Below are 24,799 nucleotides of genomic sequence, written 5' to 3' on the forward strand. Positions count from 1 at the left end.
CCTCCCCGCCTCCGGCCACAGATCGACGTGCCCGGGGCGTCCTCGATCGAAAGGCACCTCTTGCACTCCACCGACCTTCCCCTGCTCGGCCGCACCGCCCTGGTGACCGGCGTCTCGCGCCGCCGCGGCATCGGATTCGCGACCGCGACGGCACTCGCCGGCCTCGGCGCCAACATCTTCTTCCATCACTTCCGTCCTCACGACCTCGACCACCCCTGGGGTGGCGACGACATCGACGCGGTCGCGGCGGGCATCCGCGACGCGCTCGCGCCGGGTGCCGTGATGGGAGATGCGCACGCGGATCTCCGAGACCCCGCGAGCATCGAGCCGTTGCTGGATTCGGCATCTTCGCTGTCGGGCACCCTCGACATCGTCGTCTGCAATCAGGCGATGAGCGGCGGAGACGGCACGATCTTCGACATGACCGCCGAGCGCCTCGACGCGCACTGGCAGGCGAACGCGCGGGCATCCCTGCTGCTGACGGCAGGACTGGCGCGGCGTCGCCGCCGAGAGCTCGGTGGTGCGGTGACGTCGACTGCTCGACCGGGCGACGGCATCCCGTCGCTGGGACCGTTCGAGAAGCCCACCGGGCACGTGATCTGGATGACGTCAGGACAGGGGCACAGCGCGATGCGGGGAGAGATCTCGTACGCCACGAGCAAAGCCGCCCTCGCGGGCATCACGCGCTCGACTGCTGCCGAGCTGCTCGACGTCGGCATCGTGCTGAACACGGTCAACCCCGGCCCGGTGAACACCGGCTATCTCGACGCCGACACCACGGATCGCGATCTCTCGGGCGTCGACGAGTGGATCGCGGGAACCCCGTTCGGCCGGGTCGGTCGTCCGAGCGACCCCGCTCGGCTGATCGGCTGGCTCTGCACAGATGCCGGGTCGTGGGTGGTCGGGCAGGTGCTGACCTCCGACGGCGGGTTCTCGCTGTAGCGCGAGGACTCCGGTCACTCGACCTTCGCGGGTTCGGGGAAGATCGCGGTGAAGAGCTGCTCGACCCATCGCAGCAGCTCGGCGTCGGGCAGGGGTTCGACCCCTACCCCGATCGCCGCCGGCACCGTCGGCATGGGCACCACGAGCGCCTCGCCGCCCGCGACGAGCTTCGCCTTGGGATAGAGCCGCTGCAGCCGCACCTTGATCGAGTCCTCCAGGCGCGCGGGCGCGATCCGGAGGTTCGACCCCATCACGACGACATCGGAGAGTCCTGCCCGCGCGGCGCGGCGGCGCAGACGTGCGACCGCGATGAGGCCCTCGACATCTTCCGGCGGCGTGCCGTAGCGGTCGGTCAGCTCCTCGATCACCAGATCGATCGCGTCGTCCTTCGCCGTCGCGGTCGACGCCGCCGAGAGCTTCTGGTACGCCTCGAGCCGAAGGCGTTCGCTGTCGATGTAGTGCTCGGGGATGCGCGCCTCCAACGGCAGTTCGAGGCGCAGCTCCTGACCGGAGTCGACGTCTTCTCCGCGGAACGTGGCGACGGCCTCGCCGATCATGCGCAGGTAGAGATCGAATCCGACGCCGGCGATGTGACCCGCCTGCTCGCCTCCGAGCAGGTTGCCCGCGCCGCGCAGCTCGAGGTCCTTCAGCGCGACCTGCATGCCGGACCCGAGGTCGTTGTTCACCGCGATCGTCTGCAGCCGGTCGGCCGCCGTCTCGCTCAGCGGCTTCATGTCGTCGTACAGGAAGTAGGCGTAGGCGCGCTCTCGCCCGCGGCCGACGCGCCCGCGCAGCTGGTGCAGCTGGCTGAGCCCGTACTTGTCGGCGCGGTCGATGATGATCGTGTTCGCGTTCGAGATGTCGAGGCCGGTCTCGATGATGGTCGTCGAGACGAGCACGTCGAACTTGCGCTCCCAGAAGTCGTCGACGACCTGCTCGAGCGCGTGCTCCCCCATCTGCCCGTGCGCGACGGCGATGCGAGCCTCCGGCACGAGCTCGGCGAGCTGCGCCGCGACGCGCTGGATCGACTGCACGCGGTTGTGCACGAAGAACACCTGCCCCTCGCGCAGGATCTCGCGACGGATCGCGGCCGCGATCTGCTTGTCGCTGCGGGGACCGACGAACGAGAGGATCGGATGGCGATCTTCGGGCGGCGTGGCGAGCGTCGACATCTCGCGGATGCCGGTGACCGCCATCTCGAGCGTCCGAGGGATCGGCGTCGCACTCATCGCGAGGATGTCGACGTTGGTCTTCATCTTCTTGAGCGTGTCCTTGTGCTCGACGCCGAAGCGCTGCTCCTCGTCGATGATCATGAGCCCGAGATCCTTGAACATGACCTGATCGGTGAGGATCCGGTGCGTGCCGATCACCATGTCGACGGTGCCGTCGAGCAGACCGTCGAGCGTCAGACGAGCCTCCTTGTCGGTCTGGAAGCGCGAGAGCGGACGCACCTTCACCGGGAAGCCTGCGAATCGCTCGGTGAACGTCTCGAGATGCTGCTTGACGAGCAGGGTCGTCGGCACGAGCATCGCGACCTGCTTGCCGTCCTGGATCGCCTTGAACGCCGCACGCACGGCCACCTCGGTCTTGCCGAACCCGACATCGCCCGAGAGCAGGCGGTCCATCGGGATCGGCCGCTCCATGTCGGCCTTGATCTCGTCGATGGTCTGGAGCTGGTCCTGCGTCTCGGCGAACGGGAACGCCTCTTCGAGCTCGCGCTGCCACGGGGTGTCGGGGCCGAAAGCGTGGCCCTTCGCGCTCATGCGCGCCGAGTAGAGCTTGACGAGTTCGACGGCGATGTCGCGCACGGCCTTGCGTGCCTTGCCCTTGGCCTGCGACCAGTCGCTGCCGCCCATCTTCGACAGAGTCGGACCCTCGCCGCCGACGTACTTCGAGAGCAGGTCGAGCTGGTCGGTGGGCACGAACAGCTTGTCGCCGGGATAGCCGCGCTTGGACGGCGCGTACTCGAGCACGAGATAGTCGCGGGTCGACTTGGTCGCGTTGCGACCGCCGGTCGACACCTCGCGCTGCGTCATCTCGACGAAGCGGCCGATCCCGTGCGTGTTGTGCACGACGAAGTCACCGGGCTTGAGCTGCAGCGGATCGACGACGTTCTTGCGCCGGGATGCGAGCTTCTTGACGACGCGCTGGTCGCCGCCGATCGTGCGGCCGTAGAACTCGTTGTCGGTGAGGACCGCGAGCTTCGCCTCGGCGCTCTGGAACCCCGCTTCGACGGATCCTGTGACGAGCGTCGCGACCCCGGTGTCGGGCGCCTCGATCAGCTCGGGCACGATGCGCGCCGCGATGCCGCGGTCGGAGAGCACGTCACGAGCACGGTCGACGAGACCCGCGCCCGCGGCGATCACGACCACACGCCACCCCTCGGCGACCTTGGCGTCGACGAACGAGATCGCACCGTCGACATTGCCGTGGAACGACGGGATGACCTGGGCGTCGATGGTCTCGGCGTCCTCGCCGCCCATCGCGAACGGACTCAGCCGCCACCACACGCCGCCGCGGTCGCGGACGACCTCGCGCAGTCGGGCGATGGTCAGGAAGTCTCCCGCGCCGAGGTCGATCGGCGCAGAGGCTCCCGAGGTCGCGGCGCTCCAGGCCGCGTCGAGGAACTCGCGGTTGGTCTCGCCCAGCGTTATCGCACGGGCGCTCGAGCGCTCGGGGTCGACGACGGCCGTGGCGCTGCCCTCGGGCAGATACTCGGCCAGCGACTTGAGCGGACCGGACACCGCGGGGAGGAGGGACTCCATGCCCTCGACGGGGATACCCTCGGCCATCTTCTCGAGCATGCCCGCGATGGCCGGGAAGCCGCCGATCAGCGCGCGGGCGCGGTCGCGCACGTCGGGGGTCAGCAGCAGCTCACGGCTCGGCGGGAGGTCGACGCGGTCGACGTCTCCCGGCAGCGATCGCTGGTCGGCGACCGAGAAGGCGCGGATCTGATCGACCTCGTCGCCGAAGAACTCCACGCGGAACGGATGCTCGGAGATCGCGGGGAAGACGTCGAGGATGCCGCCGCGCACCGCGAACTCTCCGCGTCGCGACACCATGTCGACCCGTGAGTACGCACGCTCCACGAGCTGCTCGACGACGCGATCGAGTTCGTGGCCCCGGGTCCCCGCACGCAGTTCGAGCGGAGCGATCTCGCCGAGGTTGCCGGCGATCGGCTGCAGGGCGGCACGCACCGAGGCGACCACGACGAGCGGGTGGTCGCCCGACCACTCGGCCACCCGTCGGAGCGTCTGCAGACGCTGACCGACCGTGTCGGGGCTCGGGCTCAGCCTCTCGTGGGGCAGGGTCTCCCAAGCCGGGAAGGTGACGACCTCGGCGTCGGGGATGTACGCGGCGAGCGCCTGAGCGAGGCTCTCGGCTCGCCTGCCGGTGGGCACGACGGTGAGGAGAGCGGGCGGATGCCCGGCGGCACGGCGCTTCTCGAGCAGCCCGGCGAGCGCAGGGGCGTCGAGTCCGTCGACGAGGCCCAGATCGGCATCGGCCTGCGCCCAGCTGAGGGCGTCACGAAAAAGAGACGCCTCTTCCAAGGCGCGCAGAATCCCCGGAACAGTCACCGGTCAAGCCTAGCCGCGGCCTCCGACATGGCGGCGCGCTCCCGCGCCTCACACGATGATCTCGTCGCCCTGACCTCGCGCGGCGCGGATCTGCGCAGGAGCTCCGCGGTCGACGATTCGACCGCCGTCCATGATGAACACCTCCTGGGCATCCGAGACCAGGTTGAGTCGATGCGCTATGACGATGACCGTGCACCCGAGCGCGCGCAGGTTCTGCAGGATGACGCGCTCGGTCGGGGGATCGACCGCGCTGGTCGCTTCGTCCAGGATGAGGAGCGGAGGGCGCTTCACGAGCGTGCGCGCCAGCGCGATCCGCTGCCGCTGACCGCCCGAGAGCCCGCCTCCTGAGGCCGTGAGGACGGTGTCGTATCCCATCGGCAGCGCCGCGATGTCGTCGTGGATCGCCGCGAGCCGTGCAGCGGCCTGCAGCTCGTCCAGGTCGGCTCCCGGGGCGCCGAGGCGAAGATTGCTCGCGATGCTGCCCGCGACGAGACGGCTGTTCTGATCGACATACCCGATCCGCCGTCTGAGGTGCCGCACATCGAGATCCGCGATGTCGACGTCCCCGATGCGGATAGTCCCCTCTCGAGCCTCGAAGAGCCCCGCGATGAGCGCTCCCAAGGTGGACTTCCCCGAACCAGATGCGCCCAAGACACCGACGTACGCTCCCGCGGGGATCTCGACGTCGAGGTCCGTGACCGCTCGCGAGACCGCGCCCTCGTAGACATGGCTGAGGCCGGTCACCTCGACGGACAGGGCATTAGCGTCATCCGGCACCCGCACAGATCCCGTCCGCTCGGACTCGCCTGCCATGATGTCCTCGACCCTCGCGAGGTCGGGAGCGATGGAGGAGAGCTGCGCGACACCTGTGGAGAGGCTCATCAGCGAGCCGAACAGCAGCGTCGTCAGCGCCGACAGAGCGACGAGCTGACCGATCTCGAGCCGTCCGTCACTCACAGCGAAGAACCCGATGACGAGGACGCCGAGGGGTGCCGTGAACTGAACCGTCGAGAGTATCCCGCTGATCACGGCAGCATGACGCCCCTTCCGGCTCGTCGCGGTGACCTCCGCGGCGAAGAGGTTTCCCCAGCGGGCGAACGACTCGTCTTCTGCGCCCAGAGACTTGACCGTCGGCATTCCGTCGAGCACTTCATGCAGTGTGCTGGTGGCCGCGATACTGGCCGCGAGAGCGTCGGCGGACAGCGCCTGCTGCCGCTTCCACGACACGGTGACCACCCCCGCGAAGAGCGCTACGCATGCGATGGCCACGAACGCGATCGAACCGAAGGAACTGCCGATCACCGCGAGGAACGCCACGACGAGCACCGTATCGAAGGCCGCTCCCGCGGTCGTGCTGGAGATCACATGCCGCAGACGCGAACCCGCCCGTGCTCGCTGCGCGAGATCCCCAGGATGCCGGTGGGCGAAGTACCCGTAGGGCAGTCGCAACAGCCTGCTCACGATCCGACGCGTCGAATCCCGGTCGAGGATCGACTGCAGGGTGTTGATGAACACTCCCCGGGTGAGTTGCAGGACCGCGTACAGCACGACTATCGCGACGAGCCCGGCCACGAGGGACCATGACTGGGCCCCGTCAGCTCTCGCCGGTGTGTCGATCACGGTCTGGATCGCGAAGGGAAGCGTCAGCGTCAGCAGGAGCAGCCCGGCTGAGACGACGAACGCGGGGACCCACAGCGGCGACTTCGGGACGAACATCCTGAGTTGTCCCCACGGATGGCCCCGGCGTGCGCGGTCACCTGTTCGACTCGGCTCGGCAGGCGCGGGCGCGGTCATCTCGATCGCGATACCGGTGAACGCGTCGTCGATCTCCTGCATCGGCACCGTCCGACGTCCTGAGGCAGGATCCACGATGACGACCGACTTGTTGCCCGCTCGTTCGAGAACGACGAAATGATTGAATTTCCAGAACAGGATGGAGCCGGGTGCGAGCTGAGACAGCCCGTCGAGAGTGGTTCTCACGCCGCGCGCGTCAGCACCGTGCCTGCGAGCGAGCCGGACAAGATCGCCCATCGAGGACCCCGTGCCTCCGGTCTTCAGCTGCTCCCGGAGTTCCGGCAGCGAGACGGGGAGGCCGAGATGGCTCAGAGACATCGACAACGCCGCCGGTCCGCAGTCGGCGTTGCCCATCTGCGGGTGGAACGGAATGGTCCGGTCGACGAGCGCGCGAATCCGCTCGCGCGCTCCGACCCGATCTCGGATCCGCCCCGAGACGTCGGCGGAGGGGCCGAGTTCCGCACCGCGCCCGGCGGCCTCGAGAGCTCGCGAGCGGAAGCGACCCGAGGGGTCGAACTCGTCACCCCCGGCTTCCGACTCGTCATGCTGACGCGAGCTCATCCTTCAGCGGACGACCGTCGTGAGCCGCACCTCAACGCTGCTCGGCATGGGACGCCACGACCTCCCAGAGGGCCCGCGCGGTCTCGAACGTCTGCGGCGTGAGCTGCCGATCGTCGAAGCTCATGTCGAAGTGCTCCTCGAGATCGACCATGAGCGCAACCGAGTCCAGCGAGTCCAGCCCGAGGTCGCGCAGCGATGCTCCGGGGGCCAATGGCTCGTCCGCACCGAGGGCGAACAGGCGTTCGCGCAGAATCGCCTCGAACTCCGGCGTCCACGAATTCAGATCAGTCATGCATTCCCCCGTCTCATCGTCGCGATCCCCCCATGATCGCACACCGCCCCGATACGCCGACTCACGTGCGAGGCGCCTGCTCGTCCCATCGGACGCGGCTGATGCGCAGCGATGTCGCCGAACGCACGCGCCCCCCGTCCAGTGTGACCTCCACGGGCGGCGCCACCCCGAGGAACGCGATCAGGCTCGCCGTGAGCCCGTAGGCGCCGACCCCTGGGATCACGATGCGGTCTCCCACCTCTGGCTGCATCGCGTGGAGATCCGATACCAGGACGTCAGGCGGTGCGCCCGTCGGGCCGACCACGACCGCCGATCGGATGCCCGGGCGCCCCTCTGCCGACGCACGCAGGACTCCGCGAGCGTCACGGAGCGAGGCTGTCACCCGGCTCGGCAGAACTCTTCGCAGCGCGCCGAATCCACCGAGGTGATTGATGCCCGCATCCGCGATCGCGAACAGCCGATCGCCGGCGGATTTCACGTCGACCACGCTCGCGACGAGGCTTCCGCACGACGCCGTGAGTCGCCGGCCGGACTCGAACGAGACCACCTCGGGACCTCCGCCTTGCGGGAACGCCCGCTCGATCATCGAAGTCAACTCGGTCGCGGAGCCCGCAGGGAGCGGTGGCCTCCCGGCCTCGCCGAACGTCGCGGCGAAGCCGCCGCCCAAGTCGAGCTCTATCGGCACTCTGCCGTGCGCGAGAGACAGATCGACCGCAGCGCGGAGCGACTGCGCGAAGCTCGTCAGCAGGTCGTGGTGGTCCATGTTCGACGCGGGGAAGAAGTGCAAACCGCGCCACGTGACCGCTCCCTCATCGGCGAGCAGCCTCGGCGATCGGAGCGCCTCACTGAGCGGGATGCCGAACTGCGACGGACGACCCGTCATCGTCAGACCTCCTGCCCGGGGCGACGGAGCATTGATGCGCAGCAGGTACTCGGCGGGAGCGCCGGACGCAGCGCTCACCTTGCGGAGGCGATCCAGCTCGGTCGACGACTCGATCGAGAAGCGCCGGATGCCGAGGTCGAGCGCTGTGCGGATGAGCTCCTCGGTCTTACCCGGGCCGGTCACGATGCACCGCTCTCGCGGGAGCAGTGCGGCCGCGATCTCCATCTCGGCGACCGAGCTCACCTCCGCGCCACACCCGAGGCGGCCGAGCTCGCGGACGATATCAGGATGAGGATTGGCCTTCAGCGAGTAGTAGAGCAGAGCCGCATGAGGGAGGTGACTCCTGAGCTCGTCGTGCGCGGAACGCACCTCGTCGAGGGAGTATACGTAGACAGGCGTTCGTCCTCCGGACGCATCCAACGCCTCCTGAAGGTCCTCTGCGCCGAGCATCATGCGTCCTCCTCGCGTCGTTGTGGGTCGAAGACGCGAGTGACATACTCCCCCATGCCCAGCTCCTGTATACCGGCGAAGCGACAAAGGGGCTCCTGATGGGCGACGAGCACGACTTCGCGCCATCCCTCGGATGCGAGGTCGGAGACGACCGCCTCGACCCGGCGGCCGACCTGATCGGGTGTCTCGAACGTCGCGTCCGCATGCTCACCCGCCAGATATTCGGCGATGGACAGGTCCACTCGCTCCGCGTCGATCGGTGCGCCCCCATGTATGACCGCGAGCCAGTCGTGCAGCTGCGGGATCACGCGAAGCGGAGCGCCGGTCGCTGCGGCGACGTGAGCCGCTGTCTCCAGCGCCCGCGTGTACGGAGACGAAACGACGAGTTGCGCGTCCGTGGTCGCACCCAGGGCGGCTGCGACGGACGCAGCGGTTTCGCGACCGTCGCGCGAGAGCGGTGCGAAGTCTCTGCGATTGCCGGCGAAACGCCGGTCGTCGGAGACCAGGATCGCGTAATCCGGCTCGGCATGTCGGAGCAGGTGGACGGTGATCATGGTTCCGGATCCTCTCCGCGGGCATCGCTCACAACGACGGTGGTGGGGAACGAGAGAGCGATGTAGTCACCATCTCGATGCACGAAAGACGCAGGATGCTCGCTCCATCGCCAATAGATCTCCGGCAGGAGCAGAGCGAGAGACATCACGTCCATGTCGGCGATCCCCCATCGCACGAGGGCGGAGGCCATGTGCACGTCCACGGGCACCCACCGTCCGTCGATGTCGAATTCCACCCATGCGTGCGTTGCCGAGAACGGCCCGCAGACGATGAACCCCCACGATGTGCGGCAACGGATCCCGTTCTCTCCAGCCAGCCGCGCGATGTGCAATGTGGCCGACCGGCAGTCAGCGATACGTGCCCCCTCGAAGAGGACCGGGTCGTCCCTGACCTCCCACGGGATGTGGAACATCTCGACGTCGCTGACGGCGCGGAGCATTCCGAGCAGTTCGTCGGGCACTGCCCCCGCGGGTCGGGGCGGGCGCGCCCATCGCCACGTCTCGCGCTCGGGCCGGGCATCGACTCTGCGGGTTCCGCCGTCTGGAAGCAGGACATCGACGGGTCCGGTGGCCGGGGCCGCGGCCACGACGGCGACCTCGGCGTGCAGCGTCTTCGCCGTCGCACGCTCGGCGAGCTCCACCCACCGCCGCATCATGAGGCGCTGCACACGATCCCTCCCGAGGATCGAGGCTATCGACATCATGTCGCGTCGGTCGAACAACGGTCCCGCGGGGGCCTTGACGTGCGGAATGCCGAGCTGCACCATGAGCGCGACCGTCTCGTTGTCGAGTCCGAGGTCGCGGCTGCAGACGCTCGCGTCGCAGTCGAAGACTCGGAACTGGTCGGCAACGAGGCGGAGCCGATCCCTCGCGTCTGTGAGCGCCGCCACTTCCTCAGGTCCGATCATGCGGGATCGCCTTCTTTCGATTGCGGTCGATCGTGCGCCGGTCCACCTCGACGATCCGTCGCGGCACCGCCGCCGGGGGCAGGAGGCGACCGAGGTGCCGCCTGATCTCCGCGACGTTCGCGTCAGGGCTCAGCACGGCGAGGAGCTCTGTCGCTCCGTCGACGCCGACCACGAGCTTGGCCTCGTGCACGCCGTCGATCCCGACCGCCGCGTCTCGTACTTCGGCACGCGACACCCGGTCCCCGTTGACATCGAGGACGTCGTCACGTCGCCCGACGATCCGCACAGAGCCGTCTTCGGAACGCACAGCGAGGTCGCCCGTACGGAACCGGACCGGGCCCGTACTCGTACTCGGGCTCAGACTCGTACTCGCCTCGCCAGCACGGTCCCCGAGCTCGCGGCCGACGCTGGGGGTGAGGATGACGACCTCCAGCTGCCCGTCCGGAGTGTCCACGTTCTTCAGGAGCTCGAGCGCGCGCGTGCCGAAGCCCCGACCGATCGACACGGAACGCTCCGGCGGTCCGGCGATGTCGGCCTCGGTCACCACGTGCGCGCTGGCGATCTGTGGCACTTCGCTCACCCCGTACACGTTCACCAGCTCGACCGCGGGCGCAGGGAGCACAGCAGCAGCCAGCCCTGCGGGCAACGCACTGCCTCCGCAGAGAACGAGACGCAAGTCGCGCCACGTGTCGGCCAGGCGTAGAGGATCGGCGAGGCTGAGGGTCCCCGGGGTGCAGTGCAGAAGGCTGATACGACGTTCGCCGAGGAAACGGCCCGCGCGGCGGGGCACGGAGAAGACATCCTCGGGCGGAACGACGATCGTCGCTCCGGAGAGCAGGGCCGCCCCGAGGTCGCGGATGACGGGGTCGTGGGCGAGCCCGCTGAAGAGCGCGATCCGATCACCGGGATCAGGGGCGAAGCGCTCGACGTAGGCGAGCATCTGCTCGTCAAGCTGTTGACAGCTGGTCCCGATCGCGAGCGGTTCGGCCTGAGTTCCCGACGTGCAGAGGATGTGGCTGAGGGACGATCGGTCGTCCTGCGGCGCGCCATGGTGGGCGGAATTCCCTAGCGTACGAGCGTCTGCGCGGCGCAGCCCGCCCGAGTCCGCCGAGAACACCCAGCGGACCCCGGCAGCGCGCTCGCGACGGGCGATCCAGTCCGGCGGGGAGCCGTCGTCGAGGAGCAGCGGAACGCCGCCTCGCCTCCATATCGCCAGGAGCCCGATCACCGAGTCCGTCGACCTGCGCATCCGCATCGACACGCGATCCCCCGGACGGAGCCCGCGACCGCGGAGGACGTCGGCGAGGCGGATCACCGCCTCGCGCAGTTCCGCCCAGCTGAGCGAGGGCGCGCCGAGAATCTCGACCGCCGGCCGGTCGGCGCAATCACGCGCGCGGTCGTCGAGCCAGCCGGCCGTCGCGTGCCGCCCCATAGCGACGTCCGTCGTCATCGCGCCCCCTCGAGGTCGGCGTACAGGGCTTTCGCGATCGACGGGAAGCGCGCGTCTCCCCTCGCGACAGCGCCGTCGAGGATCATCCCGAACGCCGTCTCGGCGTCGACGTCGTACCAGAACAGATTGACGAGATGGTCGCGGCGCCCGAAGAGCGCGCTGGCGCCGTGGCCGAAGTTCCGCTCCGAGCAGCGCGAGCTCGCGCCCTCACGCTGCATGTCCACGAAGAGTCCCCGTCCGAATGAGCGCGGCGGACGACCCTCCGAGCCCGGGAACCAGCGCTCCTCTGCCATCCGGTTCACCACCGGGTCCCCGCGCACCTGGCGCTCTCGTAGCACGGTGTAGAACTGCAGCATGTCTTCGATGGTGCTCGCGCCGCCCCACGACGGGTTCGGTGATCCGTAGCTTGGATGCCGTTTGTCTCTCAGGGACACCGCCGCACCGTCGACGACCGCCGAATATGAGTTCGTGCGCTCCGGGTCCAGGTGGTACGACGTGTCGGTCAGTGCGAACGGGTCCAGGGTCGTTCCGGCGACGGCCTCTGCGAAGTCGGCCCCGCTGAGCTTCTCGACCACGAGCGCAAGCACGCTCCAGGCCAGCGTGTGACTGTAGAACAGGGTGCCCGTGAGCGTATCGTCCATCACCCGTTCACGGGGCAGCTCGACCAGCGAACGGTAGTCAGTCGGATGAAAGTCCTCTCCCGCAGTGCTGCGCAGTCCGCCGGTGTGCGAGAGCACACCGTCGATGGAGAGGCCTGCCAACGCGCTGACGCCGATGAGCTCGCCGACATCACTCCCGACCGATATTCCCCCCTCAGCCAGAAGGGTGAGTGCGGTGTGGGCGAGCATCGGCTTCGATGCGCAGTACAGGCGCCACCGTGGATGCGGATCCCCCGCGCCGACGGTCACGGTGAACGCATCTCCGCCCGCATGCCGCGCGCCCACCGTGGCGCACACGAGCTGCCCGCGCGCTCGCATGTCTTCGAGCAGGCTCTGCGTGTGCTCCAGGCCGATTAGCGTCATCTCGGTTCTCCCTTCAGTATCGCGTCCAGCAGCGAGGCAGGCGTCTTGCCGCGCGAGTCCGCCGGCCACTCCTCGACGAAGACGACGCGTCGCGGCTTCGCGGCCGCGGGGAGAGATTCGCGGATGGCCCGCTTCACGGCTGTCCTGTCCACCGAGCCCTCGGCGAGCGCCACGACTCCGAGGACCCACCCGAGCACATCATCGGCCATCGGCCGCACGGCCGCCTCATCGACGCCTGGCACGCTCCGCACGACCGCGAGGACCTCCTGCAGGTCGACGAGCTCGCCTCCGATGTTCACGGACTCAGAGCTTCGGCCGGTCAGATACAGGAACCCGTCGGCATCCACATACCCGCGGTCCCCCCATCCCCGTGCATCCGACGGCTCTCGGCGTGACATCGGAGATAGCACCACGTCACCGACCTCACCGACCTCCGCCTCCTCTCCGGATGGGCGGAGGATCCGGACTCGGGTCATTCGTCCTCGCCCGACGGTGCCCGGCCTCTCGATCCACTCCGCGCCCGTGGCGACGGTCATCCCCGATTGCTCGGTCGACGAGTACATCTCCGAGACGCGGTCGCCGCCGAGCGCCTCGATCCAGGCGCGCTTGAGGTCGTGCGGGCACGGCCCGCCGGTGTGCAGGATGCTGAGCGGGCTCGCGGAGAGCTCATCGAGCAGCCCGTCGCGACGAACGAGCGCCATGTGGGCCGGTGTCACACACGCCCACTGCACCTTTTCGCGCGTCACCGTGTGCACAAACGACGCCGGTGAGAAGCGCGGCAGGAACAGCAGATCGTTGCCCGCCTCGAGTCCGGCGACTGCGGTCGTCAGGCCGGCCGCATGGTGCAGCGGGAGCACGGACAGCTGCGTCATCCCCGCAGCCCACCCCGTCTCCCGGAGATTCCACGCGAAGATGTGCGCTGCGCGGGCGCCGACGTCGACCGGGGACCATCGAGGGCGTCCTGTCGTCCCGCCGCTCCTCAGCCAGACGAGGTCCGGGGCCGCTGCGGGGGGCAGGGCGTCGGAATCGGGTTCGGGATCTGCGAGTCTGGGCAGGTCGGGGTCAACGACGACGATGCCCCCGCGCGCGCGTCCGTGCTCGACGATCCACCGCAGCGTCTCGGCGCGGGAACTCCCCGGAATCACTCGTTCACCGGCATCGAGGGATGCGGCGGAAGCGTTGACATCGCGATCTCCGCCGACATCACGGATGCTCAGCAGGGACCGCTCTCGGTCCGTCCGCGCCTCGCCGCCCCCCATCCGCTTCCCGTCACTCCCCGGTCGGCGCGAGCCTTCGGAGGAACTCGTCTAGGAGATCACTGACACGGGAGCTGTCGAAGAACACGGAGGCAGGCACGGCCACGCCGCACTCCTTCTCCACACGATCGATGATCTCGATAGTGCTCAAGGAGTCTCCGCCCTGATCGAAGTAGTCCTGGTCCTCGCGGAGTGGACGCTCGACCGCCTCCTCGAACCACCCGAGGATGACGGGACGTGTCGGCAGCTGAGCGCTCATCGATCGTCCCTCTCGGGAAGCTCGACGCGCGGGAACAGGGGCACCCCCGCCGTGACCCGTACCGCGCCCAGATCTGCTGAGCCGACGAACTCGCGAGGAACGACGCCCGCGACCGCGCCGAATCTCTCCGCGAGGCCGAGCCTGCTCCAGAGTGCCTCCATCGAGGAAGGCATGACGGGGTACAGAAGAAGTGCGATCGTCGCGAGCACCCACAGGAGCTCACGCAGGACGGCATCCAGTTCGTCACCGCGCTCGGGGTCCGCGGCGATCGTCCACGGCTTCACCTCGGAGATGTACTGGTTCAAACCGTCGACGAGAGTCCAGGCGGCTGCCACAGCCTCGGAGATCTGAAATTTGTCGATGGCGGCATCGGCCGCGTCGAGCGCGCTCTCGATCCTGTCGATCCACGACTGCGCCGAGGCCGACGCAGTGGAGCCGACCTGGACGGTGCCGCCCCGGTACTTCTCGATCATGCTGATGATCCGGGAGGCCAGATTGCCTATGCCGTTGGCGAGGTCCGAGTTGTATCGAGCTGCGATGTCCTCCCAGCTGAACGATCCGTCCTGACCGAACCGGATCGTTCGCATGAAGTAGTAGCGGAAGGCGTCGGTTCCGAAGAGCTCGATGATGTCCTGAGCGACGATGCCGGTCTTCTTGGTCTTGGACATCTTCTCACCGTTGACGAGGAGCCATCCGTGGCCGAAGATCGTCTTCGGCAGCGGCAGACCCGCGGCGAGGAGCATCGACGGCCACAGCACGGAGTGCAGCCGGGCGATGTCCTTCCCGACGATGTGCGTCGCCGGCCACCACTGCTCGAACTCCGCGGGATCCGCGTTCCACCCGATGTTCGAGATGTAATTGATCAGCGCGTCGAACCAGACATACACGACGTGCGCGGGGTCCCACGGGACCTCGACTCCCCAGTCGAAACTGGATCGGGTGATCGAAATATCGCGAACGCCCGACGAGAGGAAAGCCAGTATCTCGTGCCGCACCGAATCGGGCTGCAGTGTGCGGGGATCGGAGGTGTATCGCTCGAGCAGTTGATCTGCGAACGCGCTCATGCGAAAGAAGTAGTTCGTCTCAGTCAGGTACTCGAGCGGTCGTCCGTGGATCAGGCAGAGGGCGACGCCGTCGACGACCTCGTACTCCCCGGGCAGCTTGTACTCCTCGCAACCGATGCAGTAGTGACCCTTGTACTCGCTCTCGTATATATGCCCGTCGTCGTGCAGCTGCACGAGGAACGCGCGCACTGCTTCCTTGTGGCGCTCGTCGGTCGTGCGGATAAAGTCGTCCGCGCTGATGTCGAGCGTACGGAGCAGCGGCTTCCAGTCGTTCTCGACGAGACGGTCGACCCATTCCTTCGGTGTGACGCCGTTCGCGACGGCGGAACGGAGGATCTTCTCTCCATGCTCGTCGGTGCCCGCGACGAGTCGGGTGGGAATGCCCCGCTGACGGCTCCAGCGAGCCAGGACATCCGCGGCAGTCTCGGAATAGGCGTGTCCGATATGCGGGACATCGTTGACATAGAAGATGGGCGTGGTGATGTAATTCGATGTCACAAGTGTCTCCTATGCCTCGGCCGAGGCGATGCGGTGTTCGACGACGGACGCGGCCATCGCGGCGGGTCCGATCCGAGAAGTCCAGCCTAGGATATCTTCGGCCTTGACCGGCTCCGCGACGGCCCGGGTGACGGGGTCGGCGCCGGTCGCCTCGTGGACGATGACCGGGGGCACCGCACCCGCGACGACAAGATCGACCATCTCACGTACCGTCGCCCCTCGACCCGTACCGACGTTGATGATCTCACCGCAGGCCCTGCCGTCGCTGCCCACGGATCGAGCGGCCCTCAAGATCGCTTCGGCGACGTCCTCCGCCGCCACGAAGTCTCGAACCGCGCTCAACCTGCCCGTCCAGACCTCACGTGCGCCCAGCGCGAGCTCACAACCGACCCGACCGATCACCGTGCCGGCCGACATCCCCGCGCCCACGACGCTGAACGGACGGAGCACGACCGATCGAGCCCCCAGCTCACGCGCATGCGCAGTCGCGCGGAGCTTGACGCGTCCGTACGGAGTGACGGGCGCCGCGACGTCGCTCTCCCGCATCGGCCGCGCATTGACGCCGTACTCCGCCGCAGAGCCGAGCTGTACGAGGCTGTCGACACCCCCCCGCCGCGTCCAGACGTCGAGAATCGCGTCGAGAGGAGCGACGTTCAACGCCTCCAGGTCGCCGGTCGTGCCCCCGACGGCGTTGACCAGAACCGTGGGTTCCGCGCGATCGAGGTGCCGCGCCAGTGCGTCCGCGAAGACCGTCGATGTCGGGTGATCCCGCCACCGGGGGCCCTCCATGACCGAGCCCGACCACCCGCCGCCGCGCGCGGCACAGACCACGTGACGCCCGATGAAGCCGCCGGCGCCGAGGATGAGGATCGGAGCGTCAGGGGACACGACGCAGCAGCTTCGCGATGAGTCCCTCGGCGTCGGCGTTCACCTCGTCGTAGTCGCCCGGGCGTCCGACGTCGAACCAGATGCCTCGGTGGACGTGGACGGCGGGAGGATCGCTCGCGTCGATCCGGTCGCGGATCAGCGAGTCGAAGCCGACTGCTTCATTCCTGGGGTACCTGCGGATGAGGGCGCGGTCCACGACGTAGATCCCCGCAGACACGTAGAAGTGCTCCACCGGCTTCTCGTCGAAAGCGCGCACGGCACCGTCGTCCAGAGACAGCACACCGTAGTCGTGCCGCACCTCGCGCTCGACCGCGGTGACCGTGAGCGAGGCGCGGGAGGCTGCATGCTCGCGAACCAGTTCCGCCGGATCCACGTCGCACAGCACGTCGCCGTTCATCACGAGGAAGTGCTCGGGCAGATCGTCGATCCCTGTCAATGGTCCCGCGGTACCGAGCGGCTCGTTCTCCTCTATATAGGTGATATCGACACCCCACCGGCAGCCGTCGCCGATCGTCGCTCGGATGAGGTGGCTGAGGTGACCGACGGCGATCCAGATGTGCGAGAAACCGGCGGCCGCCAATTGTGCGATCGCGATGTCGAGGATCGAGTGCCGCGATCCGATCGGTACGAGTGGTTTGGGGATGAGTGTGGTCAGCGGCCTCAGGCGAGTGCCTCGACCTCCCGCCAGAATCACCGCAGACGGCCCCGTCACCACGCCCTCTCCCTCTCGAACGCTGCCACGATCCGGTCGAAGAACAGGGGCGTCAGACGGCGCGCCGTCGCGAAGACCTCGAGGGGCGCCCGATTCCTCGCCGCATCTTCCGACGCACCTTCGTCGAGCACGGCCGCACGCAGCTCCCCGGCGAGTTCCTCACCGAAGAGGTCGGCGTTGACGGACACGAGACGGGGACGCAGCAGGCAGGCGAGGATGACGTAGTTGCGAACGACGTACTCCTGCAGCTGCCCGAAGTCGAGGCGATCAGCATGATCGTCGAGTGCTCGGCGGAGTCCATCGGAGTCGTGCCGGTAGCTCTCGGTCGACACTCCGGCGTACGTGGAACTGTCGAGGAGCGCAACCGCATCGCCGAGCAGGCGACGGGCGCTCGTCTCGTACATCGGGCTCGCGATCGACGTGATCGCTTGCCCGGCGTCGAGCAGCCGCACCATGAGCGGCCATCCGACTCCCTGCTCGACCTCGCCGTTCTCGTCGCGGTCCTCTGGAATATCGCCCGTCACAGCGAGAGCCGATGAGCTGACGAGCATGGCACAGTCCGACGGGGGCCTGCCGAAACGTCGGAAGACACTTTCGAACATCGGCGGATCCGCGCGGTGCTCGTCGTAGATGTCTTGTGGGAAGAAGACGCGTCCCACGTGACGCGCGTACTGGGCCGCGAGGTGCGGAACGCTTCGCCAGAACGCGGATTCGAAGTACCCCTCCCCCGCGACGAGACCATACGGGCCCGCCTTCGCGGCGCTCAGCGCCTCGCCGAGCCATCCCGCAGGAAGGACGGTGTCGGCGTCCATGCTGAGGAAGTAGTCGGGAGAGAGATTTCGCCGTGCGAACTCGACGGCCAGACGCCGCGCGCCCGACATCGTGTGCACCGTGTCCTCGATGACCACGGTCTCCATCGCCTCCTCCGCGCTCACGCGCCGGACCGTCTCCCGCGTGCCGTCGGTCCCCGGGCGGTCGACGACCACCACGACTGGTCGCGGATGCTGCGAAGCGAGGGACCGCAAGGTGGCGGCGATGTACTCGTCCTCGTTGTAGGTCGGGACGATCGCAACGACGCGGTCAGCCATGATGCCCCGTGTCTCGTGCTTCGACCACCGACGAGCGTCGCCCCAGGTCGACGAGCTCCAGTGCGCGCAGCTCGTCGAGGAGCCCGGAATTCCGGTCGGCGTCCTGCGTGACCCTCGCGATCAGCCGGTCGTACGACGCCCAGGCATCTTTTCCGTGGAAGTCGTCCGCAGGTGCCCACTCCTCGGCGCGACGGCGGAGCTCCAGCGCAGTGTCACGCAGGGGTGCCGACGTGAGCGTGACCGAGTACTTGCGCGCGAGACGGATGAGTCGGGAGAGCATCCGGACTGGGTTGTCCGACCCCGGCGCGGTGACCAGGTGCGGGCGGTGCCCCTCGACCAATGCGTTGTGCGGGTCCTCCAGGTGGCGGCTCGGGATGCTCCAGCGCACTGTCTCGATCGAGAAGTGGCCGGGGCGCACCGTGGTGTCCATGAGGTTGACGTCCAACATCACACCGTCCACGGAGACCTCGAACAACCGCACGGGCTCGTCATGGAAGATCCGATAGTCGCGAGGCCCCGACAGCAAGGTCGCTCCCCCGTCGCGCTCGACCGCAGCGAGGAATGCGGCCTCGGCTTCGGCGCCACCCTCGCCCTGGAGATCGACGTCATCGGATGCCTCCGCGTCGCCCGCGGTCCAATCGAATGCTGCGCCTCCGAAGAGGAACGCATCGGTGAGTCCGATCCGCTCCACCACCTGTTCGAGCCACTGCCAGCGCTCTGGGCTGATCATCGGTCCACCGCGTCGAACTCCGCCTTCAGATCGGCCAGCACTCTCGCTGCGTCCTCAGCCTCGGCGTTCGACAGTCGGGGCGAGGTCGGATAGAACTTCAGCCCTGTGAGTCCCGCCCCCGACTCCACGACGCGGAATCTGCCGCTGAACGAGTAATAGGGTCCGGGTCCCTGGCGGGACATCCTGACCCGTTCGTCCCACTCGACGAACGCCCGGTGATACGCATTGACCGCCTCCGTGAACGCGCGCTGCTCGTCTCCCGTCCCCTTCCGCTCCGTCTCCCGGAACGAGGACTGCGAGAGCTCCGGTGGGAAGATCCGCACCATGGACTGATACCCGCGCGAGTATGTGTTCTCGATCTGCATGTCGGGATACTCGGCAACCACCGCGCGGAAGCGCTGGGCGGCCTCGACGAGACCGCCCAGGACGGCCTGATATCCGTCTCGTCCCAAACTGTGAAGCGTGCCGAGCGCCGCGAGCGCCTTCGCCCCGGCGCGGGACGTCTCGAGCGTGTGATCGGCTGGCGATGCGACGCTCAGCTCGCTCGCGAGCTGATGCATCTCATCGAGTCGCCCGTGGCCGTTCAGGTATCCGAGGTCGCGACCGTCGTTGAACATCACCATGCTGCAATCGATCGGGCAGCATCCCGCCCCCTTGTGGAAGTCCACCCCCCACGAATCCGCATTGCCGAGCGCCGACTCGACGAGCTCTGCCTGCTCGCGCAGCAGGACTCGGGTGCGCGAGTCGAAGGCTGACGTCGAATCGAAGTCGTGGCCGCGGAAGAACAGCCACTCCCAACCGATCACGCTGTCCACGTGCAGGTGCGGGCGGTAGTCCCATCCCTCGCGCGCTGCCAGCTCCTCGAGGTATCCGCGGAAACGTGGAACGTCATCGACACCGTGGTCGTAGGTCGTACCTCCATTGACGAGCAGCGTCGCGAGCCGGCCACCCTGAGCCACACGCTCGTCGATCAGGGCGATGGCACCGTCGACGTCGGTCGTTCGGTCTTCGTTCGCCGGAAGGACCAGGATCTGCGAGTCACCCAGGCCGAGCCAGCGGGAGCTGCGCGCATGAGAGAAGTGCGCCTCTTCGGTGATCGCGACGAACGATCGCTTGTCGATGCCGTCCTGAGCGAGGTCGGGTGTGGACTTCGCGAGACCGCAGCGGATGCTGTAGGCGATGGTCCCGGTGCCGCCGAAGACGAACAGCCCGCGCGCCTCGTTCGCGGCTACGCCGGCCAGCTCGCTGAGGATGCGGGAGACCGCCGCCTCCGCCAGGATCGCGCGCCCGGCCAATCCGTCGTTGATGAGGTACACGTTGGCATCGAGACCCAGCGCGTACAGCGCCGTAGACACCGTGGTGGGCGGCGCGCCGAGGTTGTAGTGGAGGGATGAGTCGCGCCAATTCACCGCCCCGCTGAGGAAGGCGCTCGCGATCCCGCTGACGACGTCGTGCGCGTCGCCCGCAGGTGCGTGCGGCATAAGTGACCCCCACCGATGCAACTCGTCCTGCGGATCCCTCTCCTGCGGCCTTCCGAAACGAGCGCCGACAGGCTCAAAGGCGGACTGTCCGGCCTCGATCATCCGCGCGAGCCGAAGCGCTCGGCCGTCGGTCGGGAAAAGCTCGTCGAGCGCGTCTGCTCCGAAGCTTCTCGCGAATTGCGGAATCTCATCGGCGTTCGACTTCGGGTGTTCGACGTGCTCCATACGGCCCCCCTCGACACGTGCGCTTCCTGCAATGGGCGCACAATGCGAACGAAGATATCATGGCCCCGTGCGCATCCTCGTCACCGGAAGTGAAGGTTTCATCGGCTCCCACCTCGCCGATACGCTCGTCCGTCGCGGACACGACGTCGTGGGATTCGTGCAGTACACATCCAGTGGATCACTCGGCTGGTTGGACGATCTGGACCCCGACATCCGAGCGGGAATCCGACCTGTCCTCGGCGACATCCGTGACCAGGCGACGATCCTCCCGGCGATGTCCGGCGTCGACGCGGTCGCGCATCTCGCGGCCCTCATCTCTGTGCCGTACTCGTTCGAAGCCACTCGCTCCTTCGTCGACACGAACACGACGGGCACGCTCAATGTCATCGATGCCGCCCGTGCGGGCGGCGCGCGACGAGTGCTCGTCATGTCGACGAGCGAGGTGTACGGCAGCGCCGTCACGAGGCCGATGGACGAGTCGCACCGCCTCCACGCGCAGTCGCCGTACGCGGCGTCGAAGATCGGTGCCGAGAAGGTGGCCGAGAGCCTGTCTCTCAGCCGCGACACCGACATCGTCATCGCCCGCGGGTTCAACACCTTCGGCCCGCGCCAGTCGACGCGCGCCGTCGTGGGCACCATCCTGCAGCAGATCGCGGCGGGAGCGCGCACCCTGACGCTCGGCGCGCTGGGGTCTCGGCGCGACCTGAACTACGTCACAGACGTCGCCCGCGCTCTTGCCCTTCTCCTGGAATCGGACTCGGGGTTCCGGGCCGATGTCTTCAACATCTCCACTGGCTCCTCGGTGTCCGTCGCCGAGATCGTGCAATGCGTGTCGGAGATCATCGGTGAGGCGGTCTCGATCTCAGTGCGAGAGGATCTGCTCCGCGCGTCGGACGTGGACGTCCTGGAAGGGGATTCCCGCAGACTCCGGGCGTCGACGGGATGGACCCCCGAGATCGACTTCGTCGACGGACTGTCGCGGACCCTCGCCTGGTGGCGGAGCGAGGAGCGACTTCCTCACCCGGGCATCTGACCCGCAGTCAGCTTTCGCCGCAGCCGGTCGAGTATGGACACCGCGGTGTCCCGACCGCCCCACCTCGGCGAGATCTGCACCTCTACGGCCCACCCCTCATCCTCTTCCAACACGCGCAGGCGCGCATTCGTCGCGTGCCGCACACGCAGGGCGGGCCTGCGGAACCGCAGAGTCACCGGGCTGCCGTCCACGTTCCATGACTCGGCACCCGTCGCGGCGCGACGCGGGATGAAGTTGAACTGAGGAAGCACCTCGAGGCGCGCCGGGTCATCGAGAAGCCCGGCGAGATGCGCGCCTCCGATGCGCTGGTGCAGTTGTGTCCGCTGCAGCGCACGATGAATCGCGGCAGGCTCCGTTTCCGCATGCAGGACGACAGGTCGGGCAGCGGCGAACATCCCGCACGCCTCGCGGTTCCTCCCCGAGCGGTACTGGGTATGCGACATCAACGCCGGCACACTCATTCCCATCTCCTCCGTGAGGAAAGACCGGTACTCAGCGGCGAACCACGATGCGGCACTCACCCCCTGCTGCGACCACCTCCGGGCGAGCTCGCGGTCATCGATGCCCGGGAGCACTCCCTGCGCGGCGTCGAGGTCCGCTGTCTGCACGGTGGGCACATCATCGCGAGCCATCAGGTGCGGGATCACCGATTCCCAGTACCGCGCGTCGGCGTCGCGGGCTCGCGTGGTGGGAGCGGTGGCCTCCACCTCCGCTCGATAGAGGCCGGGGGCGAGCGTGTCCTCGGCGAGCACACCGTCGGCGCCGACCCCCGAGAGCAGCGTCCGAAGGATCGTGGAGCCGCTCTGCGCATCGACCACCGCGGGGTGGAACGCGACCAGCAGAACGTGATGGAGAGGGTCGCGACGGATGAGATGCACCCGGAAAGGCGGGGACTCCTGCAGATCCCAGGAGATCGCGGTGCTCTGCGCCATCTTCGTCGCGAACCGGTCGAAGAGGTCGTCCTCCACCTCGCCGACGTCGAGGAGCCGGATGTCGGGCGTCGTCTCCGAGGCATCCGCGACGCGCTGTTCGAACCCACCGAGTCCAGACTCACGGAAGACAGCCCGCAGACAGTCGTACCGCTGCACCACCCCGCGGACGACCTCGGTGACGCGTGCTGCCTCCAGTGGCCCGTCGATCTCGACCCACGTGGTCTGCCCGCCCGCCGCAGGGACTCGCAGAACGTCCGCTTGCCCGGGCGTGACGGAGAACCAATCCTCGCTACCCATGTCACTCCCTCGCCGTTGCAGAAAAATGAGCCTCTCCCCCTGAGGGGAGAGGCTCACTTCCATCCCTTACGCGGGAAGGCAGCTGTGGACGCCTCCGACGACATCGTCGAGTTCCGCATCTGCGATCTCTACGACGTTGACCTTTGTGAATTCACTCATCAGGTTTCTCCCTTCCGGCATGTCTGTTCGGGCTATGTTGCCGCATCATCGGCATCGATTCAAGGCTGACGCGCGATATCGCCGCTTCCGCGGTGCTTCGCGCGCACCCATCGGTGTCACAGGCACTTGCTGATGCCTCCCACGACGTCGTCGAGCTCGGCATCTGCGATCTCCACGATGTCGACCTTTGTGAATTCGCTCATCGGTTTCCCCTCCCTCCGGCATGTCTGTTCCGCCCATGTTGCAGCATCGTCAGTAGCGATTCAAGGCCCGTCGGCCATATCGCCGCCTACTGCGGCGGCGTCCCGGTCACCCCGGTCGTCATCACCGGAGTGCGACACACAGGTCTCGGAGGTTCGCCAGCACGATCTCTGTCACCAGTCGACGCTCGTCTCGCTCCACCCCCGGCGCCGGGTCGATGAGGTCGCGCACGTGCTCGTCGCGAACGCCTGCAAGAGCGGACTGCCAGTGCATCCTCGACGCCGAGCCGCACAAGCCCCAGGCGCGCCTCGCCTTCTGGATGAGCGTCGGCACCTCCGCATCACCCCATGAGAAGAACCAGGGGCGGTGCGAACTCCGGTACTCGTCCAACGCGCCAGAGACGGAGAGCAGGCGATCCCGGTCCTCCCCACTCAATTCGGTGCCCAGACGGCCCTCGAAGTCGAAGGCTGCAGCCAGCCGCGCGCGCTCACCGTGCGAATCGACAAGAACCGCCCAGTTCTCTCCGTGACGATCCGGGCACGAGCTCAGGGCATCGAGGATGAGATAGCCGACGAAGACGTCGAAGGCCGCAAGGCCAGCGCCGCCCGCCCCTGCAGGCACGGGCGGGCAGACGTCCGCGAGCGTGTGTCGGATCGCCTCGATGGTGTAGAGATCAGACGCCGTGCGTCGGTCGGGGGCAGCGTCGAGCACGGATCGTCCGAGACGGCGGTCCATCCACGCGATGCCGGAGATCATCTCCCATCCGGGTTGTGAGACGACGCTCCTCGAGATCGATCCCCGGACTCCGTTCCACTGCGCCCACCGCACTTCTGCGCAAGGCACCCCCAACGCCTGACCGAGTGCGGCGATGATCGGCTCGGTCCATTCGTCGTGGGCGTGTCCGTCCTCGATCACCCGCAGTTCCTTGAACAGCCATGCCCGGGTTCGCGGCGGCTCCTCAGGGTTGTGCAGCCACCGCTTCGAGCGCCGCCCTTCGAGCGCAGGGTCGTGAGCCCGCTCCTCCCACCCGGTGACGTCTACGGCGCTGGCTTCCACGAGCCTCAGCCTAGACTCGCCCCCTTTCCCATGGTCCGCGGCCGATGGCAGGATGAAGCGCATGCCGGAGATGCCCGAGGTGCAGGGACTCGCGACCTTCCTCGCCGAAAGAGCTGTCGGACGCACCGTCGTGCGGACGAGCGTCGGCGCGATCGCTGCGCTGAAGACCTACGATCCGCCGAACACCGCGGTGCACGGGGCCGAGATCACGGCCGTCTCGCGACGAGGCAAGTTCATCGACATCGCCTGCGGTGAGGAGCTGCACCTCGTGTTCCACCTCGCGAAAGCCGGGTGGCTGCGCTGGTACGAGGCTCTGCCGACGACTCCTCTCAAACCGGGCAAGTCGCCGATCGCGCTGCGTGTGGCGCTCGACGACGAGAGCGGATTCGACCTCACCGAGGCCGGCACGAAGAAGTCGCTCGCCGTGTACGTCGTGCGGGATCCCGACGACGTGCCCGGCATCGCGAGGCTGGGACCCGATCCGCT

The 24,799-nt window shown here is 67.8% G+C and carries 21 protein-coding genes; 3 read left to right on the forward strand and 18 right to left on the reverse strand.

All coding sequences use genetic code 11. The features are described 5' to 3' along the window. The first annotated feature begins 60 nt into the window (after positions 1–60). Entirely contained in the window at positions 61–942 is an 882-nt protein-coding gene (locus RWO82_RS06090; RefSeq protein ID WP_314424730.1) for an SDR family oxidoreductase, read from the forward strand. 14 nt (positions 943–956) lie between these two features. Here RWO82_RS06090 and mfd read toward each other — a convergent pair whose 3' ends face one another. The 16 genes from mfd to RWO82_RS06170 form a co-directional block, all read right to left on the reverse strand. Beyond that, positions 957–4,520 (reverse strand): transcription-repair coupling factor, encoded by a 3,564-nt coding sequence (gene mfd / locus RWO82_RS06095; protein ID WP_314424733.1) that lies wholly within the window; start codon positions 4,518–4,520, stop codon positions 957–959. Between the two features lie 48 nt (positions 4,521–4,568). Next, positions 4,569–6,875: a peptidase domain-containing ABC transporter gene (locus RWO82_RS06100; RefSeq protein ID WP_314424736.1), complete on the reverse strand. Its 2,307-nt coding sequence runs from the start codon at positions 6,873–6,875 to the stop codon at positions 4,569–4,571. A 31-nt stretch (positions 6,876–6,906) separates the two neighbouring features. Further along, complete coding sequence (locus tag RWO82_RS06105; RefSeq protein ID WP_314424738.1) at positions 6,907–7,167, reverse strand: phosphopantetheine-binding protein; 261 nt, start codon at positions 7,165–7,167, stop codon at positions 6,907–6,909. 61 nt (positions 7,168–7,228) lie between these two features. Next, positions 7,229–8,503 (reverse strand): hypothetical protein, encoded by a 1,275-nt coding sequence (locus tag RWO82_RS06110; protein WP_314424740.1) that lies wholly within the window; start codon positions 8,501–8,503, stop codon positions 7,229–7,231. Continuing rightward, entirely contained in the window at positions 8,500–9,054 is a 555-nt protein-coding gene (locus RWO82_RS06115) for a histidine phosphatase family protein (protein ID WP_314424742.1), read from the reverse strand. The genes RWO82_RS06110 and RWO82_RS06115 overlap by 4 nt, the downstream gene beginning before the upstream one ends. Further along, positions 9,051–9,962, reverse strand: coding sequence for a transglutaminase domain-containing protein (locus RWO82_RS06120; RefSeq protein WP_314424746.1), 912 nt, complete (start codon positions 9,960–9,962; stop codon positions 9,051–9,053). Before RWO82_RS06120 ends, RWO82_RS06115 begins: the two co-directional genes overlap by 4 nt. Next, positions 9,949–11,412 (reverse strand): AMP-binding protein, encoded by a 1,464-nt coding sequence (locus RWO82_RS06125; protein ID WP_314424749.1) that lies wholly within the window; start codon positions 11,410–11,412, stop codon positions 9,949–9,951. The genes RWO82_RS06120 and RWO82_RS06125 overlap by 14 nt, the downstream gene beginning before the upstream one ends. Further along, the gene (locus RWO82_RS06130; RefSeq protein ID WP_314424751.1) at positions 11,409–12,434 is read right to left on the reverse strand and encodes a serine hydrolase domain-containing protein; all 1,026 of its coding nucleotides are present in this window, start codon (positions 12,432–12,434) and stop codon (positions 11,409–11,411) included. The genes RWO82_RS06125 and RWO82_RS06130 overlap by 4 nt, the downstream gene beginning before the upstream one ends. Further along, the gene (locus RWO82_RS06135; RefSeq protein ID WP_314424754.1) at positions 12,431–13,693 is read right to left on the reverse strand and encodes an AMP-binding protein; all 1,263 of its coding nucleotides are present in this window, start codon (positions 13,691–13,693) and stop codon (positions 12,431–12,433) included. The genes RWO82_RS06130 and RWO82_RS06135 overlap by 4 nt, the downstream gene beginning before the upstream one ends. Positions 13,694–13,703: 10 nt before the next feature. After that, positions 13,704–13,949, reverse strand: a complete 246-nt coding sequence (locus RWO82_RS06140; RefSeq protein WP_314424755.1) for an acyl carrier protein — start codon at positions 13,947–13,949, stop codon at positions 13,704–13,706. After that, on the reverse strand, positions 13,946–15,511 hold the full coding sequence (gene metG / locus RWO82_RS06145; protein ID WP_314424758.1) for a methionine--tRNA ligase: 1,566 nt from the start codon (positions 15,509–15,511) through the stop codon (positions 13,946–13,948). The genes RWO82_RS06140 and metG overlap by 4 nt, the downstream gene beginning before the upstream one ends. Positions 15,512–15,520: 9 nt before the next feature. Beyond that, positions 15,521–16,399: an NAD-dependent epimerase/dehydratase family protein gene (locus RWO82_RS06150; RefSeq protein ID WP_314424761.1), complete on the reverse strand. Its 879-nt coding sequence runs from the start codon at positions 16,397–16,399 to the stop codon at positions 15,521–15,523. Next, positions 16,389–17,111: a sugar phosphate nucleotidyltransferase gene (locus tag RWO82_RS06155; protein ID WP_314424764.1), complete on the reverse strand. Its 723-nt coding sequence runs from the start codon at positions 17,109–17,111 to the stop codon at positions 16,389–16,391. Before RWO82_RS06155 ends, RWO82_RS06150 begins: the two co-directional genes overlap by 11 nt. Further along, positions 17,108–18,199, reverse strand: a complete 1,092-nt coding sequence (locus RWO82_RS06160; protein ID WP_314424767.1) for a glycosyltransferase family A protein — start codon at positions 18,197–18,199, stop codon at positions 17,108–17,110. The genes RWO82_RS06155 and RWO82_RS06160 overlap by 4 nt, the downstream gene beginning before the upstream one ends. After that, positions 18,192–18,929, reverse strand: coding sequence for a hypothetical protein (locus RWO82_RS06165; RefSeq protein WP_314424770.1), 738 nt, complete (start codon positions 18,927–18,929; stop codon positions 18,192–18,194). The genes RWO82_RS06160 and RWO82_RS06165 overlap by 8 nt, the downstream gene beginning before the upstream one ends. After that, the gene (locus RWO82_RS06170) at positions 18,926–20,410 is read right to left on the reverse strand and encodes a hypothetical protein (RefSeq protein ID WP_314424773.1); all 1,485 of its coding nucleotides are present in this window, start codon (positions 20,408–20,410) and stop codon (positions 18,926–18,928) included. The genes RWO82_RS06165 and RWO82_RS06170 overlap by 4 nt, the downstream gene beginning before the upstream one ends. Positions 20,411–20,702: 292 nt before the next feature. On the opposite strand from RWO82_RS06170, the gene RWO82_RS06175 reads away from it, so the two are divergent. Beyond that, the gene (locus tag RWO82_RS06175; protein ID WP_314424776.1) at positions 20,703–21,668 is read left to right on the forward strand and encodes a GDP-mannose 4,6-dehydratase; all 966 of its coding nucleotides are present in this window, start codon (positions 20,703–20,705) and stop codon (positions 21,666–21,668) included. Here the strand turns inward: RWO82_RS06175 and RWO82_RS06180 are convergent. Together RWO82_RS06180 and RWO82_RS06185 are read right to left on the reverse strand one after the other, a co-directional pair. Continuing rightward, positions 21,653–22,897 carry a condensation domain-containing protein gene (locus RWO82_RS06180; RefSeq protein ID WP_314424778.1) on the reverse strand — a complete coding sequence of 415 codons (1,245 nt, stop codon included), beginning with the start codon at positions 22,895–22,897 and terminating at the stop codon, positions 21,653–21,655. The genes RWO82_RS06175 and RWO82_RS06180 overlap by 16 nt on opposite strands. Before the next feature lie 483 nt (positions 22,898–23,380). Beyond that, positions 23,381–24,313: a hypothetical protein gene (locus RWO82_RS06185; protein WP_314424781.1), complete on the reverse strand. Its 933-nt coding sequence runs from the start codon at positions 24,311–24,313 to the stop codon at positions 23,381–23,383. A gap of 61 nt (positions 24,314–24,374) precedes the next feature. Here RWO82_RS06185 and RWO82_RS06190 point away from each other — a divergent pair. Further along, the coding region (locus RWO82_RS06190) for a DNA-formamidopyrimidine glycosylase family protein (RefSeq protein WP_314424784.1) at positions 24,375–24,799 on the forward strand (425 nt) is incomplete at its 3' end.

The organism is uncultured Microbacterium sp., assembly GCF_963521645.1.
In the GTDB taxonomy this organism is placed as follows: Bacteria; Actinomycetota; Actinomycetes; order Actinomycetales; family Microbacteriaceae; genus Microbacterium.

Coding starts and splice junctions, on each gene's coding strand:
- RWO82_RS06100 (WP_314424736.1), bottom strand. CDS start 6,875: ATGAGCTCGCGTCAGCATGACGAGTCGGAAGCCGGGGGTGACGAGTTC.
- RWO82_RS06105 (WP_314424738.1), bottom strand. CDS start 7,167: ATGACTGATCTGAATTCGTGGACGCCGGAGTTCGAGGCGATTCTGCGC.
- RWO82_RS06110 (WP_314424740.1), bottom strand. CDS start 8,503: ATGATGCTCGGCGCAGAGGACCTTCAGGAGGCGTTGGATGCGTCCGGA.
- RWO82_RS06115 (WP_314424742.1), bottom strand. CDS start 9,054: ATGATCACCGTCCACCTGCTCCGACATGCCGAGCCGGATTACGCGATC.
- RWO82_RS06120 (WP_314424746.1), bottom strand. CDS start 9,962: ATGATCGGACCTGAGGAAGTGGCGGCGCTCACAGACGCGAGGGATCGG.
- RWO82_RS06125 (WP_314424749.1), bottom strand. CDS start 11,412: ATGACGACGGACGTCGCTATGGGGCGGCACGCGACGGCCGGCTGGCTC.
- RWO82_RS06130 (WP_314424751.1), bottom strand. CDS start 12,434: ATGACGCTAATCGGCCTGGAGCACACGCAGAGCCTGCTCGAAGACATG.
- RWO82_RS06135 (WP_314424754.1), bottom strand. CDS start 13,693: ATGGGGGGCGGCGAGGCGCGGACGGACCGAGAGCGGTCCCTGCTGAGC.
- RWO82_RS06140 (WP_314424755.1), bottom strand. CDS start 13,949: ATGAGCGCTCAGCTGCCGACACGTCCCGTCATCCTCGGGTGGTTCGAG.
- RWO82_RS06160 (WP_314424767.1), bottom strand. CDS start 18,199: ATGGCTGACCGCGTCGTTGCGATCGTCCCGACCTACAACGAGGACGAG.
- RWO82_RS06165 (WP_314424770.1), bottom strand. CDS start 18,929: ATGATCAGCCCAGAGCGCTGGCAGTGGCTCGAACAGGTGGTGGAGCGG.
- RWO82_RS06170 (WP_314424773.1), bottom strand. CDS start 20,410: ATGCCGCACGCACCTGCGGGCGACGCGCACGACGTCGTCAGCGGGATC.
- RWO82_RS06180 (WP_314424778.1), bottom strand. CDS start 22,897: ATGGGTAGCGAGGATTGGTTCTCCGTCACGCCCGGGCAAGCGGACGTT.